The sequence below is a fragment of the Nitrosomonas ureae genome (genome assembly GCF_001455205.1).
In the GTDB taxonomy this organism is placed as follows: domain Bacteria; phylum Pseudomonadota; class Gammaproteobacteria; order Burkholderiales; family Nitrosomonadaceae; genus Nitrosomonas; species Nitrosomonas ureae.
The window spans coordinates 2,947,869-2,965,429 of sequence record NZ_CP013341.1 but is presented as its reverse complement, the minus strand read 5'-3'; the positions used below and the strand labels follow the sequence as shown (position 1 = coordinate 2,965,429).

Sequence of the window (17,561 nt, the reverse complement as noted above, 5' to 3'; positions counted from 1 at the left end):
TGATTGCTTCAAATTTCTGTAACCCGTAACACATATGAAAGCATTTTGTATTATTAATTTAAACCTAATTGCTAAAAATAGCGACACTTAGGAAGGAATGGATCAAAAAGGTGATTTTTCTTATAGAAAAAGTGTTGTTAAAAATAATTTTATGAGAATATGTTAAAGGAAAGGCAATTCTGTCAAATATCTGTGATATTTAACTAATGCGAGCTCTGAGAATTTGAAGTTGATGAAATATCTGTTTAATGAAGCTAAAGGTGGGTACATTTTCCAGTGTCATATGTTCAACGTGATCTGCTTATTACGACTCATTTGGTTGGGATTTCTGGTTTCAGGATGCATGTTGCTGGTTTTTCTCATTCCATTTACTGTTCATGCTCAGACGTTTGGTAAAGTAATACAGCCCTACGGAAGTTATATTTTTACCGCGGATGATAATTTATTGCGTTTCAGGGACAATCAGAGAAGCGACAATATTTCTGATGAAACTATTCGTAATGCGATTATTAGAAAAGACCTTTTTGATATGTCGCATCGATTTACCGGTGGGGTTATCCTTCAGAAGGAAATCAGCCGGCAGCGGTTAAGTGCTAATTTTAACTATAGTCGCGTTCAGTTTGAAAGATTCGGTGTAATGGACAACAATCTGAAAAACTTCAGCGGCAACTGGAACTGGTTCCTAGGAAAGCAACTGGAAGGTAATATGGGAGCTAGTTATACACAATCTCTGGCACCCTTCCTGTTTCAGCCGGGTATTAAGTCCATCCGTACCGAATTGACAGAATATATTAATGCGGCTTGGCGGTTTCATCCAAGATGGCGATTGAATGGTGAGTTTACGCATTATGATCTGGGTATCAAGGCGCCTCCTGATGTTCCTCGTTTAAGATTCCTTGAACGTACTGAAAACCAGTTTGAAGGAGGAATTGACTATGTTTCCTCGCGAGGTACTGCTGGCAGAAATACAATCGGAGTGCTTTTTCGCCACATAGATGGCAATTTTCCGTTTGAACCTACCTCAGCATTTGTTAATAATGATTACAAGCAAAACGAAGTCATGGCTAAGATTAACTGGGATATCACGAGTAAATCCACCTTCCAGGTACGGGGTGGATGGGTGGATCGTCAGAATGCCAGTTTTGCACAGCGCGATTTCAGTGGATTCAATGCACGTGGTTTTTTACAATGGCGGCCAACAGATAAAACTGGATTGACTGTTAGTGGGTGGCGCGAAACTTCAGCCAGACAAAATCTGACTGCAAGCTATAGCCTTAACACTGGCGTAAGCTTAATACCTTATTGGAATATTACAGAAAAAGTACGAATGGAGGGAGACTTCTCGTATGAAACACGCAACTTTGGTGACCGCATAACAAATCTTACTGATCCAGAATTATCAAATGCTTTAGGTGTGCACAATAGAATTCGCAACGCTACTGTCAGATTTGTATATAACCCTTATCTTGGTCTAGAACTTAGTGCCTCAGCCTATCATGCCGATTTAAAATCAGATTCCGTTTTTGGCGGCTTTAACGCCAATGGTGCCAATGTCAACCTACAATATACTTACGGACAACGATGACAGTTAATGATTTGCCCATAGTAGCTTTTTTCAAGCACTTGCTTGATCCATTCATTATATGGAGCATGCTGATATTGACAACCTGGCTCTATCAGGAAGATTTCACCAGTTACTATTTGATACTAGTCATTATCACTTTCTTTATTTCCTCATATATTTTTGAACGTATTCTAGTTTACCGTAACTGGCGCAAGGGGCGTTTGCTTGCTTATATGCGCGATACTGTGATGGGTTGGCTAATCATTGTAGTTATCCTGATATTTTTGGGTTATGCCACTAAGTTTCATAGTCAATTTTCAGGAGAAGTTCTGCTGACTTGGTTCATTGTTACGCCCTTGATGTTGATCGCAAGTCATCTTACAGTCCATAGCATTGTTGCTAATCTGTACCACAAAGGCAAATTGCGTTCGGCGATAATCATTGGCATCAACGAGAACAGTTTGCACTTTATCAAGCATATTGCTGATCATCCATTTTTTCTGATCAATTTCCAAGGTTTTTTCGATGAACGTAGTAGCACAAGAATTGCTGGTAGGTTTAGATCTGATGCGACCAATTCATCTGATGAACCTGAGATTGATCCGGTTTCTCCGTCGATCAATTTTGGTTCACGCTTGGGAGGATTGGAAGGTGTCGTGTCCTATGTTCAGAAGCATAGTATTGATATGGTTTTTATCAGTTTGCCAATGTCGTCTCAGCCTCGAATTCAAAAATTAATGGATGAATTACCTGATACTACAACTTCTATTTATTTTCTTCCGGATATTTATATCTTCGATTTGATGCAGGCGCGATTTGAGTATATTGGTGATATTCCGGTAGTCGCCATGAATGAATCACCCTTTACCGGTATTGATGGTGTGGTCAAATCCATCAGTGATTTTATGCTCGCGTTGGTTATCATCATTTTGTTGTCTCCTGTAATGGCATGTATTGCATTGGCAGTAAAGTTTACTTCTCCGGGGCCCATCATTTTTAAACAGCGTCGATATGGTCTTAACGGTGAAGAAATCACTGTTTATAAGTTCCGCTCTATGACAGTCATTGAAGATGGCGCAGATATCCAGCAGGCACAAGAAAACGACCAAAGATTCACCAGAATCGGTGGCTTTCTCCGGCGAACATCACTGGATGAGTTACCGCAATTCTTCAATGTATTGCAAGGACGAATGAGCATCGTTGGTCCGCGACCTCATGCAGTTGCGCATAATGAGCTTTATCGTAAATTGATCAAAGGTTATATGTTACGGCATAAAGCTAAGCCTGGTATTACCGGCTGGGCTCAGGTTAATGGCTGGCGTGGCGAAACTGAGGTGCTGGAAAAAATGCAGGCTCGCATAGAGCACGATTTGTATTACCTCAAACACTGGTCCATCTGGCTCGACCTTTGGATCATTCTTAAAACTGTTTTGATCGTCTTGCGTAAAGATAATGCATATTGATTACGTGGGTTGAGTACGAAAGCAGCAGTTAATAGTGATCAAGAAGCCAATTGAAGTGACATCGTAGTTTCTTGATCGATCAAACAAAAGATCAATGAGCGCATTGTCACTAAAATATATGGTTTTGGTAGTTTTGGTGATGGTGTTACTTATTGGAATTCTGCTAAAATGCAATATTCTATAAAAGTGTTAAGCAAGGAAAAGTTGTCATGGCTTATGTTGTAACTGAAAATTGTATTAAATGTAAATATACGGATTGTGTAGATGTATGTCCGGTTGATTGCTTTCGTGAAGGACCTAATTTTCTAGTGATAGATCCCGATGAATGTATTGATTGTACATTATGTGTTGCAGAATGTCCGGTAGAGGCTATTTATGCAGAGGATGATGTGCCTGATGAACAGACGCACTTTATTTCGTTGAATGCTGAACTATCCAAAGAATGGCGTCCAATTATTGAAAAGAAAGATGCGCTGCCTGATGCAGATGACTGGGCTAGCGTTAAAGACAAACTGGACCAATTGCAACGCTAAGTGGGAATGGCGGTAATTCAGATGCCGCATGTTTGATTCTTCACAATTCCCACAGATTCCTTTTGATGAAATCTCTAAGCGCATAAATGCTGACAGCGTGGTTGTTACACCTAATAGCAGGCTTGCATTAGCGCTTAATGAGAAATTTAATCAAGATCAAATTAAACAGAAAAAGTCTGCATGGTACTCAGCAGACATTCTGCCATTTTCTTCGCTAACCGAGCGAATTTATCTCGAATCATCATATGTCAAGCCGATAGCTACATTACCTTTGTTACTGTCTGTGCATCAGGAGCAAGTACTTTGGGAATCAATTATTCTATCTTCAGAAGTTGGAAAAGCATTATTAAGAATTCCACAGACAGCTCGTTTAGTCAGTGAAGCATGGTATCTCGCACATGCTTGGCGGTTGATTCATCGTCTAGGTGATGTTGTACCGAACGAAGATGTTAGAGAGTTTCTAGGTTGGGCAGAAACTTATCAAAATATAACGACACAAACCCGGCGCACGGATCAAGCCCGTATTTGTGATCTGATTACAGAACAATATGAATTTCTGGATATTAAAAAACCATCTCTAATAATCTGTTATGGTTTTGATGTTATTACGCCACAGCAAATTGTTTTCTTAAAGAAGCTGAGTGATTGCGGGTGTGAAGTCGTGGTCGCTAATCCAACCATTCAATGGCCGCAATCAGTAGCAACTATTCAACGATGCGAATATACGAATAGTCAGGAAGAAATTTATCAAGCTGCAATATGGGCACGCTCCAAAATTGAAACAGTAAGCAATAGTGTGAATGGCGTGCGCGTAGGTATCGTGGTGCCGGCATTGGTGAAATATCGGAATACATTGATTCGTATTTTTAAGAAGGTAATGCATCCGGATATTCGATTTGCATTGCCGGGAACAACGCGAAATATTGCTCCGTTTAATGTTTCGCTGGGTTTGGAACTAATAAGTTATCCATTGATTGATATAGCTTTTATAGGCCTGGCATTACTAAATCAAAAAGTGGAATTTAACCGTATTAGTTACTGGTTGCGCTCACCATTTCTTGCAGGGAGCGAAAGTGAAATGAGTCAACGTGTGCTGCTTGATGCACAAATACGTCGTTTTTCTGAACCTGAGATTTCTTTGGAGCGGTTATTTATACTCGTATCGCGAGCAAGTGGAGGGAAGGAATGCCCAATTTTACTGCATTGTTTGTCCGTATTAAGGATATTTGGTCAAACTAGGCTTCCAGAGTCAGCCAGCCATACTGTATTCGCGAGAGTTATTGCCGAAGTGTTGCAAATTTTGGGTTTTCCCGGAGAGCGTGGTTTGGATTCCAGTGAGTTTCAAGCCCTTAAAAAGTGGCAGCTGCTTATCGCAAATTTCGCAGCGCTTGATCAAGTCAACGTAAAAACCAGCTACCATGAAGCTGTCAGCCGACTTAGACAGATGGCAAGCGATACCTTGTTTCAGCCCGAAACACCTAATGTGCCTGTGCAGATTATCGATGTATTTGATGCGATCGGGATGGAGTTTGATCATCTGTGGGTTATGGGATTATCCGATGAACAGTGGCCCTTGAAGTCCCATCCAAATCCTTTTTTGCCATTAGAGTTGCAACGCAAAGCAAAATTGCCCTGGGGATCAACGTTGGAGTCATATGCATACTGTCAACGACTAACACGGAATTGGCTATGCAGCGCTAAAGATATCATATTAACCTATCCCAGATATAGTAACGATCGCGATGGACATGAATTGAAATGCAGCCCATTGATTCGATTGATGCCACTCAGCGGACCGGTGGTTCGTGATATGGAACAGCATCATGATCGGATTATCCAGTCGTGCGAAATGGAATATATCGTAGATTGTGAATCACCACCGTTGGATAAAGAAATCGTTAAACAAGGAATCAGAGGCGGTACATCGATAATTAAGGATTATGCCGCATGCCCATTTCGTGCTTGGGCCAAGCATCGATTATCTATTTCAGGCTTGGATGCGCCGCACACAGGTCTGAATGCAGCGGAAAGAGGCTTGTTGGTGCATCAGGTATTAGCACAGCTATGGCAACAATTGAAAACCAAAGAAGCGCTTGATGATATTAGTGATTACAACCTTGAGCGTATGCTGAAAGATATTACAAACAGTGCTATTTTACAGATGGAGCAATATAGGCCTATTGCACTTTCCGGACGTTTTGCACAAATTGAACAACGGCGTTTGTTTCGCTTGGCGCTTGAATGGTTGGATGAAGAAAAAAAGCGTAGTTCCTTTAAGGTAATCGCTGTGGAAGAAAAATGCGTTATTCAAATAGGTGATTTGATTTTGAGCACCCGCTTGGATCGAATTGATGAGTTGGAGAATGGGCAATGGATCGTAATTGATTATAAAACAAGCAGAAAATCCATTCAATCAATGATCGGAGAACGTCCGGACGAGCCGCAGCTTCCTTTATATCTGATGATGGAAGGAATGAAGCAACAAGCTGCTGGTGCTGCATTTGCGGTTTTAAAACGAGGGGAAATGGGGTTTACGGCAATAGTGCGAGAAGCGAATCTATTGCCAGGTATAAAAGCTTTCTCGCAATTAGAAAAATGCGCACGGTTTAACACATGGGAGGATCTGATTGCAGCTTGGCAGCAATATCTGACAAATCTGGCAACGGGTTTTTGTAGTGGTGATGCGAGAGTAAATCCCAAGAATTTTCCGGCAACGTGTAAGTATTGTGATATGCAATTGTTTTGTCGGATTCGTGAGCGGATCGATGACAGTGTGACTGAGTTGAGCAAGGAAAGTGGCTAATTCTAAAATAATCCCTGATGCGGATGAGCGCCGTCAAGCACTTGATCCATCTCAATCATTTATTGTTCAAGCGCCGGCCGGGTCGGGAAAAACAGCGTTGCTTATCCAACGTTATCTCAAATTACTGACTTGTGTCGACGCACCTGAAGAAGTGGTGGCCATTACCTTCACGCGCAAAGCTGCGGCAGAAATGCGTACTCGGGTTCTAGCCGAACTAGAAATTGAACACAATCCAGATGAAGCTGAAACTACTCATGAAAAATTAAACCAGGAATTGGCAGCGGCTGTTTTGCTGCGCGATCAACAAGCAGGCTGGTATCTTATTGAGCACCCCGAACGATTGCGAATACAGACGATTGATTCATTATGCGCTTCATTGACAAGACAAATGCCTATGCTGTCAAAGTTTGGAGCGCAACCCGAAACTATTGAGGACGCTACCGATTTTTATTTGGAGGCGGTGCGAGTTACGCTTGAATTGATGCAGCAAGACCACGCAATTGCCCATGATGTAGAACAGTTGCTTGAGCATCTGGATAATGACATGGCGCGCGTCGAAACTTTACTGATTGAAATGTTAGCGCAGCGTGACCACTGGTTGCGTCATATCCATGCTAAAACCCGGCAAGAGCTGGAAGAATCCTTACAAAATTTGCGTTATCATGCATTGCAATATGTTTTGCTGCAATTTCCCAAGGTGTTAGAAAATGAGTTGCTAGCATTGCTGCGTTATGCCGCCATAAATCTGACTGCTGATGGCAAGAAGTCATCCATTCTGTTTCCCAATCAAATATATAGCCTATCTTCAGCTAATGTTGAGCATTGGTATGGGATTGCAGAATTGTTACTTACACGGGAAGGTTCTTGGAGAAAAAAAATCTCTATCAACGAGGGTTTTCCGTCTGGTAACAGCAAAATTGAGAAGGATGAAGCAAAGAAATGGAAAAATCGATGGGGTGCCTTGGTCGCTGCGCTTAGCTCAGAGGAAGTTTTTCGACAAGCATTACATGATATGCGTCTATTGCCACCCCCTTATTATACGGACAGGCAATGGAAAATTCTTGGTGCAATAACAAGATTATTACCGAATGCTGTCGCACAACTTAAGATCATTTTTCAAACCAGTGGTTTTGTAGATTTTTCGGAGGTTACGCAACGTGCGTTGCTTGCATTGGGGGAATCCGAATTCCCTACAGATCTGGCGTTAGCGTTGGATTATCGCATCCAACATTTGTTGATTGATGAGTTTCAGGATACTTCGATCAGTCAGTATAAGTTAATTGAAAAACTTATTGCTGGCTGGGAAATGGGGGATGGGCGCAGCTTATTCGCCGTGGGAGATCCGATGCAATCCATCTACCGGTTTCGGGAAGCGGAAGTAGGACTTTTTTTGCAAGCTCGAAATACCGGCATTGGCCATCTGGTCTTACAGCCAATTACGCTTAGTTCTAATTTCCGCTCACAGCGAGGGATCATTGATTGGGTTAATGAAACTTTTACACAAATTATGCCTATTCGTGAAGAGATTGAATCGGGTGCGGTGCCTTATACGCCTTCAACTGCAATACACTCTAGGTTCACAGAGATCGCAGTGAAAGTATATCCATTATTTGATAAAAATCAGATTGCTGAGGCCAACCAAGTTGTTGAAATAATACAGCAAAATCGCCGTGATTATCCCACAAATACAATCGCAATTTTGGTGCGTAACCGTAGTCATTTACAGACAATTGTACAAAAACTAAAAGAATCCGGTTTACGGTTTCGTGCCATTGATATTGAGTTATTGCATTACAGGCCTGTAGTTCAGGATCTGCTGGTTCTTACCAGAGCATTGATAAATTTAGCGGATAAAGTGGCTTGGTTTGCATTATTACGTGCGCCTTGGTGTGGATTTTTGCTTAAAGATATTGATGCTTTGCTTAAGACCAGTAATGAACATAAAGAAAAAGATTGTGATACAACTATCAATGAAACAGTTCTGTGGCAGTTAATTGATGATCCAAATCATTGGTGCTATCTTTCAGATGATGCAAAGGCACGAATAGAAAGGTTACGTGACGCTTTGGCACCTTGCATAATGCATCGGGAGCGTCAGTCTCTGCGCATGACGGTTGAGGCAGTGTGGCAAGCTTTAGGTGGGCCGGGGTGCATTAATCCCATTATAAAAAAAAATAGTAATTATATTTCGACAACTTGGAGTGATGCCATGATCTTCCTGGATTATCTAGAAATGCAGGAAGAAGTTGGTACGATTCGAGATCTGATTGGTTTTGAGAAAGGATTGAATGCGCTCTACGCATCCCAAGATCTGGTCGCAGATGATTCTTTGCAGATAATGACGATTCATAAGGCAAAGGGACTTGAATTTGATACAGTTATTGTGCCTGGGATGGGTCGAGAGCAGCGTAGAAACGATAAACAATTGTTAAAGTGGATGGAACAACCGCATGATCGAATTAAAGTTGAAACCAAGTTGGTTAGCCCGGAGTTATTACTTGCGCCCATCCAGGAAACGGGATTAGATTCTGATCCGATTTATAGGTGGATGGAAAAAATTGATTGTAAGAAAGAGCAGAATGAAGCGGATCGCTTGTTATATGTGGCTGCGACACGGGCTAGGAAGTTTTTACATTTGCTAGGGCATGTAAACTTGGTTGAGAGTGAGGAAGGAAAATACATACCTAAAAAGCCAGCGGTGGGTTCATTGCTCCATAGATTATGGCCTGTTATGCAATTAATTTATTTTGATGCTGTTGAAAAAAATACTATGGATAAAAATCTTAAGCTAGAAAACAAAGATTGTGAAGTAATTATCAGTGATATAAACAATCAAGGTATATATAGGCTAAAAGAAGGATGGACATTGCCCGATGCGCCAAAATCAGTTGCTTGGAAAGAGATATACGAAACTAAACAAATTCAGGAAGATATTGAATTCTCATGGGCGGGCGAAATGGCTCGTCATGTGGGTAATGTAGTGCATCGTTGGTTAAAAAAAATTGCTGACGATGAGTTACGTGCCTGGGATACTGAGCGCATACGAATGATGCACGACTGCTTTAAACAGAATTTACTTGCTGATGGCATGAGCGGGAACGATAAGGAAGTGGAGAATGCGATTGATCGAATCATTTTAGCATTGATTAATGCGATCAGTGATGAGCGAGGGCGGTGGATTTTGGGCAGCCATCGACATGCAAAAAATGAATTGAGAGTTGTTGGAATTGTTGATAACAAGCTTATGAATTGCGTGATTGATAGAACTTTCACTGATTCTAGAGGGGTTCGATGGATAATTGATTACAAAACAGGTAGTCATGAAGGTGCGGATGTGGACAATTTTCTGAATCGTGAACAAATTCGTTATTATGAGCAATTGAATTATTATGCAAAACTCATGCGGCAAATTGATTCGCAGCCAATTAAATTAGGAATTTATTTTCCACTTATTAAAGGTTGGCGTGAGTGGGAATAATAGGATGAAGTTAAAAAATATTTCTGCTGATATTGGAGTGATGATGCTTATCCCTTTAGTCATTGTGAGTAAAGGGGAAAGGGGCGAAAGAAGGAGGAGATGCCTTGGTTTTGGAAGGTAATTTTATGACAAATGACTTGACTTTGAACCCCAAGGTCGACTAGCCTGAGAGGTGTAGCTAAAAGCGGGATAGAATACTATAAGTTATATGAAGGTTTTGGCTACCGAATTTAGGAGTACTAATTAATTAGTATTAAGTAAGTAAGAAGTATAAGAGTAGTAGTATTAGAGAAGAACGAGAAGTAGTTTTGATTAACAGTTAGGAGGTAGAAACATGGCAACAACCTATGGCACAACTAGCGGCGCTGCGAGCGCCAACTATGACATGTCGCTGTGGTACGACTCGAAATATTACAAGATAGGCATGTTAACGATGCTTTTGGTAGCGATATTTTGGATCTGGTACCAAAGGACATTTGCGTATTCACATGGCATGGACTCGATGGAGCCGGAATTTGACAAGGTATGGATGGGACTGTGGCGCGTCCACATGACACTGATGCCATTGTTTGCGTTGGTAACCTGGGGCTGGATACTGAAGACCCGCGATACCAAGGAACAACTGGACAATCTGGACACCAAGCTTGAAATCAAACGTTATTTTTACTGGATGATGTGGCTGGGTGTATATTTGTTTGGTGTTTACTGGGGCGGCAGCTTCTTTACCGAACAAGATGCCAGCTGGCACCAGGTGATTATACGAGACACGAGCTTTACACCGAGTCACGTAGTGGTGTTTTATGGCTCATTCCCGATGTACATTGTATGCGGAGTAGCGGCATACCTGTACGCGATGACACGTCTGCCATTGTATAGCCGCGGTACATCTTTCCCGTTGGTAATGGCGATTGCAGGCCCATTGATGATTCTGCCGAACGTAGGGTTGAACGAATGGGGACATGCATTCTGGTTCATGGAAGAGCTGTTTAGCGCGCCGTTGCACTGGGGCTTTGTGATTCTGGGCTGGGCGGGATTATTCTCAGGTGGTATAGCGGCACAGATTATCACCCGTTACTCTAACCTGACCGATGTAACCTGGAACAACGCAAACAGAGAAATTCTGAACAATCGTATCGTTCCTTAATTTGGATGGAACTTACCTTCCTCTGCCAGGAAAAGGACGAGGGAGGTAAGGAATATCTCGACTAAGTTTTTGTACTAATGGGAACAAGCCTATAGGCTGACGATAAAGAGAAGTAAGGGAAGCGTATCGTCATGTTTTCATATTTAATATCACATGAAATGAAGGGAGGGTCTAGTGAGTAGAACAGACGAAATTATAGCGGCAGCGAAGATGCCGCCGGAAGCGGTCAAGATGTCCAGATATATAGATGCGGTTTATTTTCCAATTCTCTGTATTCTTCTGGTAGGAACGTATCACATGCACTTCATGCTACTGGCAGGGGACTGGGATTTCTGGCTTGACTGGAAAGATCGTCAATGGTGGCCTGTAGTAACACCGATTGTAGGTGTCATGTACTGTGCGGCGCTGATGTATTACCTGTGGGTAAACTATCGCCTGCCATTTGGCGCGACACTTTGTATTGTATGCCTGTTAGTAGGTGAATGGCTGACCCGTTACTGGGGTTTTTACTGGTGGTCGCATTATCCGATCAATTTTGTACTGCCATCGACCATGATTCCTGGTGCACTGATGCTGGATACGATTTTATTATTGACGGGTAACTGGCTGGTAACCGCACTGTTAGGCGGTGGATTCTGGGGTTTATTTTTCTATCCGGGCAACTGGCCTATTTTTGGTCCAACCCACTTGCCGCTGGTTGTAGAAGGTGTATTACTGTCAGTAGCCGACTACACAGGTTTTCTGTATGTACGTACAGGTACACCGGAATATGTTCGCCTGATTGAGCAAGGATCGCTGCGTACCTTTGGTGGTCACACCACGGTGATTGCTGCGTTTTTCTCAGCCTTTGTATCTATGCTGATGTTCTGCGTATGGTGGTACTTTGGCAAACTATACTGTACCGCTTTCTACTATGTTAAAGGAGAAAGAGGACGTATATCGATGAAGCACGACGTAACGGCATTTGGTGAAAAAGGCTTTGCACAGGGGATTAAATAATGAATATAAAAAGCATTTTTAAACTGGGCGTATTAGGCCTGTATGGAGCGGCGATAGGGGCGGCCTCACTGGCGCTGACGCTGACGGTAGATGTTAATACAGCGGCGGCACACGGTGAACGTTCACAAGAACCGTTTCTGCGTATGCGTAGTATTCAATGGTATGACCTGAAATGGCAACCTAAAGTCACCAAAGTAAATGACATTGCAACCATGACAGGGAAATTTCACCTGGCAGAAGATTGGCCACGTGCGGTAGGTAAGCCTGATCGTGCATTCTTTAACGTAGGTAGCCCAAGTCCGGTGTTTGTACGTTTGAGCACCAAGCTGAATGGCGAACCGACATTCATATCAGGGCCATTGATCATTGGTCGTGACTATGAGTTTGAAGTTAAACTGAAAGCGCGTATTCCAGGCCGTCATCACATGCATGCAATGGTGAACGTAAAAGATGCGGGCCCTATTGCAGGACCAGCGGCGTGGATGAACATTTCAGGTAGCTGGGATGACTTTACCAACCCTGTAACCACATTGACAGGAAAAACGATTGATCTGGAGACGTTTAACTTCAGCAATGGTATATTCTGGCACGTTTTATGGACAGGCTTAGGGGTATTCTGGATTGGTTATTTTGTAGCGAAACCGATGTTTTTGCCGCGCAGTCGTGTATTGCTGGCGTATGGTGACGAACTACTGACATCACCGACAGACAGGAAATTTGGTATGGCGATAGCGATACTGACCTGCGCGCTGGTATGGGGAGGCTATCGTTATACTGAAAGCGTACACCCTTATACCATACCGATCCAAGCGGGTGAATCCAAGGTAGAACCAATGCCGATTGCACCGAATCCGGTAGCGATCAAGGTAACGCATGCTAACTATGACGTTCCTGGACGTGCATTACGCGTGACGATGGAAATCACCAACAACGGAGACTCAGCGGTTAACATCGGAGAGTTTACGACGGCGGGTGTTCGTTTTGTAAATCCATTGGGTCAGAAACATCTGGATCCTGATTATCCAAAAGAACTGGTAGCTACTGGTTTGACAATGGATGACGACAGAGGGATTGAACCTGGAGAAACCCGTGAAGTTAAGATGGAAGCCAAAGACGCGTTGTGGGAAGTACAACGTTTGATGGCTCTGTTGGGTGATCCGGAAAGTCGCTTTGGTGGTTTGCTGATGACATGGGATGATGACGGCAATCGTTATATTAACAGTATTGCTGGTGCGGTAATTCCAGTCTTTACCAAGTTATAATCTGGTATAGCTTCAATACACCGGTACACCACTGTCGGAAGACAGCCGGTGTACCGGTTTTTTATTGCTGTATTTTTGTTTTGGTAAATAAGCGGTAATTAAGCTGGTAGCTAAAAAGGGCCTAGAAATCTAGGCCAGGAAAAGATTAATTACATTTTCTTGGTTGTAATAAATAAGGCATTGTAGTTTTTGAAATAATATATGTAAGAAAAGAATAATGCAGCATAATCCAGGATTTTTGAAATTAGTAGAGGAAGTAAAAAAACGTATAAAGGAATGTACAGTGGGAGATGTGCACGCCAAACTGATACAAGGAATACAATTTCATTTTATTGACGTGCGGGAAGATCACGAATTTTTGATAGATCACGCTGCAGGTGCGCGCCATCTTGGCAAAGGTATTATTGAGCGTGACATTGAAACAGTAATACCTGAGAAAAATACATTGATTATATTATATTGTGGCGGGGGTTATCGATCGGCCCTGGTGGCAGATACGTTGCAGTTAATGGGTTATAAAAATGTATTGTCGTTGGTTGGCGGAATCAAAGCATTGCGTGATGCAGGGTTTCCATTAAAGAGAAATGAATCAATCTAGAAAAATAACTATTCTTACTGCATGTAGCGGCATCATTTACTGAAGTTAATCATCAAACTGCAATGATGGGATGCTTTATGGATTCCTCTCATCCTTAATCGATAACTCGATTTGTTCGGCTGGGTGCGATAAACTACTATCGCTGATATGGCAAGGGATAACGGTATTGCTTGTATTGTGACTATTGCTGTCGGATACTATATGAGCTCTTTCAAGTGGCAATGTTTCACCATGAAAAAACCTAGGATCCCGAAAATAACACCACATCATTAAAGGGATTCCTAAGAATAACGCAACAACTCCGATTAAAAATACTGCGCCCATGCCAGCAATTGATCCGCTTGATCCATAATCCGGATCCATCATATTCCAAGCTTGAAAAATTCCTACAGCAATTAGTACAACGGCAGCCATAATAGGCAGCAATACCTGAGATACAGCTGTACGCCAGTGATTAAGGGCCGTACGATGGAAATATAACGCACAAGATAATGCCGCAACAGAGTAATAAGTGCAGATCGCAATACTGACACTATGAATCGTATCTTTAATAATTGATTCGCTAATTAAACTAAGCGTACTGTAAATGATCAGCGTCATTAAGCCGATAGACCAAGTGGCAAATTTTGGAGTTTGTGTTGCTTCATTAACTGAAGAAAATCTTTTTGGGATTGCCCGGTATGTCGCCATTGCCAAGGCAGCGCGTGCAGCAGGCATAATCGTGGACATTGTGGCGGAGAAAGCAGAAACTCCGATAATCAATGCGGCAATCAACGCTCCCTGGGTGCCGATGATATCAGTTGCAAGAACAGTTATGCTGGAGTCAATATTATCCTTAAACGTCAAGCTTGATTGATGATGGGAATCTATACCGGCATATGCCAATGCAGTGGTGGAAAAAACAACATAAGTGATAACTGTAATGATCATTGAAATAATACCGCTCCTTCCAGCTTGTTCAGCACTGCCTTCTGTTTCTTCCGACATTGCCAAAGATGCATCAAATCCCCAGAATATAAAGAGAGCGATAAGAAAGCCATCCAGAAAAGCGGTAAATGAGTCGATCGCAAATGGATTAAACCACTCGAGCGAGAATGTTTCGGCGGTACTGACAGCGCCTCCTTGCATGACACGTAATAATAGGAATGCAGCAAGTGCGATAAGGATGCCGTACTGAGCAATTGTCAGAATCATAGTGGTACGAGAGGATTCTTTAGCACCAAGCGCGGTGAGATAAGTTGTACTGAAGATGAAAAGGCCCGCTACTCCAATATGAAACCATTTTGGAATATTTGTCAGGTGAAAAATAACAGCCGCCGCGTTTACCATAATCTGAGTAGCGGCAACACCTGCCAAAACACTTGCTAGTAGAAGCGCCCAGCCCCCAAACCAACCAAACTTTGGCCCTACAGCTTTTGTACCCCAGGTGAAAATAGTACCGGCATCCGGAGCAGAAGTAGTTAAATGCTTGTAAGATAAGGCAACAAAGAACATTGGAATCACCGAAAGTATGAATACAATTGGTAATTGATAGCCGCTTCCAGCTGCGCCATAACCGAGCGCTCCTGTCAAAGAATACGCCGGGGCGGTTGCTGCGAGACCAATTGTCACTGCGGCCCATTTGGATACGGAGCCCTTTTTTAAGCCTTTGGCTTTTAAATCATGCATCACTGTTTCTTCATGCATCTTATACCTCTTGGTTCTATAGGGTGTGGGCAAATAGAATATCCCTCTCTTACGTTGCGCTGAAAAGTAGCAAAGATTGAGAATGAAGTCAAAAATCACAGGCGTTTTTCTAAGAGCAGCAGAAAATCATTTCTTGATACCCGATGCAATGTACCACCCTGCTATATAGTAATGTATTACTATGAAAAATTAGTGCACAGTCGGTCATCTATCCAGATGACAAATCGCCGCGTATCAATCCAGGGCTTCCGTATTAAAGGTGCCACACATGGACAGATCGAATTCATTTACTACAGGAAGTTGTGCTGCTAGAGCGCGCAATGCTGTACGCATGCCTTCCTCCAGAACCGGATGATAAAATGGCAGGCGTAATAGCTGCTGCACCGTTAGTGAGCGATCGATAGCCAATGCCAGTAGATGTGCCATATGGTCGCCAGCAGGCGCGCACATTTCTGCGCCTAATAGTCGACCACTTTCCGCGTCAGCATAAAGACGCTGAATACCTTTGTTTCGCTGGCTAACGCGCGCGCGTCCTTGTCGGTCAAAATGAACTTCTCCAATTAAGGTTTTTGCAGAGTCGAGCGTTTGAAAGCGGCTGCCTACGATTGCTATGTTCGGGTCAGTAAAAATGATGGTCAGAGGTGTTCGGCGTGTAAAACAAAGTGGATCGGAGCGCATGGCATTGAGTCCGGCAATGTATCCTTCATCAGCAGCTTCATGCAGCAGTGGTGCTTGGTCATTAGCGTCGCCTGCTAAAAATACCGGTAGATTTGCTATCTGCATGGTATTCCGGTTTACCGGCGGCATACCGTGTTGGTCGAGCGATACGCCGAGTGTTTCTAATCCCAGATGGTCGATATTGGGGCGGCGTCCTAAAGCAGCAAGAACACAATCGACTACTATTTCCACACTTCCTGCACGTACTTGTATGCCCTCGTGCACGAGGTTCAAGTTAGCTTTCTCTCCCAGATGCAGAGGAAATTCTTTTCCTAACAGATCTGTCGCTGTTGCAATCACTTGCGGATCTGTCAGTCCAGCGAATTGATTTCCACCAAATGCCGTTACCTTAATACCAAACCGGGAGAGTGCCTGCGCCATCTCGACACCAATAAAGCCCATTCCTATCACCGCCACATGAGTGGGCAGAGTTTCCTGCTCAAACAAAGTATCGGTTGTGAGCAGTCGGTCGCGCAATGAATTACTCCACGATGTGGGTATAATCGGATGCGATCCGGTGGCAATAATAATTTTGTGCGCACGCAACTCTTTACCATTAACTTCCAATCTATCTGGAGCAAGGAGCCGCGCACGCCCGGAAATGGCACGTTTACCCAATTCTTCGGTTGTTTTGACCGTGCTAGCAACAAAATCATCGCGCAATTTCCGCACGCGTTGCAACGCAGCAGGAATATCAAGCGTGAGTTGATCAGAACCACGAATACCAAACTCTTCAAAGGTATTGCGACGATGAAAAGCATTGGCTGCTTCGATCAGTGCTTTAGATGGCATGCAACCAACTCGGGCACAAATAGTGCCCCAAGGTCCGTCATTAATAATTACGAAACGGTCAGTGTGCTTTCGCACTTCCCGCAGTGCGGATAAGCCGGCGCTGCCTCCTCCTACGATAATCACATCCAGTATTTCATTCATAACAATTTTCTCCGATGATAGGTGCAGAATAACATCCGAGCAATGAAGTCAAACTCGATTGGTATTCTTTTTTAGCATTCCAGATTACTTGCCCCTTTTGCGTGGCTTGAGTTGGGCTTGTTCGTGCCAGCTTTTTAATCAGCTGAAAACTTCGCATTTTCTAGTATTCATGCTTGATTAATTACAATCTTGCTTCTCTCAATCATCCTATCAGGGACTTGATATTCAAACAACACGCTATAGACTGTTTGGTGCTTCATACCTAAAGTCACACAGATTTAGATTTGCAAAATCAAGCTATGCTTGATCTTTCCGATTTGCTTGCTCATGATAAAGGGCAGCTTATTTTATAAAGTAATCAAGTTGGATTTTTTGATTGTA

The 17,561-nt window shown here is 42.9% G+C and carries 11 protein-coding genes; 9 read left to right on the top strand and 2 right to left on the bottom strand.

Annotated elements, in window-relative coordinates; all coding sequences use genetic code 11:
* The first annotated feature begins 232 nt into the window (after nucleotides 1–232).
* From epsL to ATY38_RS13765, 9 genes are all read left to right on the top strand, one after another.
* A complete protein-coding gene (epsL, locus tag ATY38_RS13805; RefSeq protein WP_062559794.1) occupies nucleotides 233–1,585 on the top strand; it encodes an XrtB/PEP-CTERM-associated polysaccharide biosynthesis outer membrane protein EpsL in 1,353 nt (450 codons plus the stop codon).
* A complete protein-coding gene (locus ATY38_RS13800; RefSeq protein ID WP_062559793.1) occupies nucleotides 1,582–3,027 on the top strand; it encodes an undecaprenyl-phosphate glucose phosphotransferase in 1,446 nt (481 codons plus the stop codon). The genes epsL and ATY38_RS13800 overlap by 4 nt, the downstream gene beginning before the upstream one ends.
* Before the next feature lie 209 nt (nucleotides 3,028–3,236).
* Nucleotides 3,237–3,560 carry a ferredoxin FdxA gene (gene fdxA, locus ATY38_RS13795; protein WP_013647328.1) on the top strand — a complete coding sequence of 108 codons (324 nt, stop codon included), beginning with the start codon at nucleotides 3,237–3,239 and terminating at the stop codon, nucleotides 3,558–3,560.
* A gap of 28 nt (nucleotides 3,561–3,588) precedes the next feature.
* Nucleotides 3,589–6,363 carry a PD-(D/E)XK nuclease family protein gene (locus ATY38_RS13790; protein ID WP_062559792.1) on the top strand — a complete coding sequence of 925 codons (2,775 nt, stop codon included), beginning with the start codon at nucleotides 3,589–3,591 and terminating at the stop codon, nucleotides 6,361–6,363.
* Complete coding sequence (locus ATY38_RS13785) at nucleotides 6,356–9,841, top strand: UvrD-helicase domain-containing protein (RefSeq protein WP_062559791.1); 3,486 nt, start codon at nucleotides 6,356–6,358, stop codon at nucleotides 9,839–9,841. The genes ATY38_RS13790 and ATY38_RS13785 overlap by 8 nt, the downstream gene beginning before the upstream one ends.
* A gap of 334 nt (nucleotides 9,842–10,175) precedes the next feature.
* Complete coding sequence (locus ATY38_RS13780) at nucleotides 10,176–10,985, top strand: methane monooxygenase/ammonia monooxygenase subunit C (protein ID WP_062558566.1); 810 nt, start codon at nucleotides 10,176–10,178, stop codon at nucleotides 10,983–10,985.
* A gap of 174 nt (nucleotides 10,986–11,159) precedes the next feature.
* Nucleotides 11,160–11,984, top strand: a complete 825-nt coding sequence (locus ATY38_RS13775; protein ID WP_062557705.1) for a methane monooxygenase/ammonia monooxygenase subunit A — start codon at nucleotides 11,160–11,162, stop codon at nucleotides 11,982–11,984.
* Entirely contained in the window at nucleotides 11,984–13,246 is a 1,263-nt protein-coding gene (locus ATY38_RS13770) for a methane monooxygenase/ammonia monooxygenase subunit B (protein ID WP_062557704.1), read from the top strand. Before ATY38_RS13775 ends, ATY38_RS13770 begins: the two co-directional genes overlap by 1 nt.
* Nucleotides 13,247–13,463: 217 nt before the next feature.
* Entirely contained in the window at nucleotides 13,464–13,844 is a 381-nt protein-coding gene (locus ATY38_RS13765; RefSeq protein ID WP_062559790.1) for a rhodanese-like domain-containing protein, read from the top strand.
* Between the two features lie 75 nt (nucleotides 13,845–13,919).
* Here ATY38_RS13765 and ATY38_RS13760 read toward each other — a convergent pair whose 3' ends face one another.
* Together ATY38_RS13760 and ATY38_RS13755 are read right to left on the bottom strand one after the other, a co-directional pair.
* Nucleotides 13,920–15,530, bottom strand: coding sequence for an APC family permease (locus ATY38_RS13760; protein ID WP_062559789.1), 1,611 nt, complete (start codon nucleotides 15,528–15,530; stop codon nucleotides 13,920–13,922).
* 234 nt (nucleotides 15,531–15,764) lie between these two features.
* Nucleotides 15,765–17,180, bottom strand: a complete 1,416-nt coding sequence (locus tag ATY38_RS13755) for a dihydrolipoyl dehydrogenase (protein WP_062559788.1) — start codon at nucleotides 17,178–17,180, stop codon at nucleotides 15,765–15,767.
* Nucleotides 17,181–17,561: the final 381 nt, after the last annotated feature.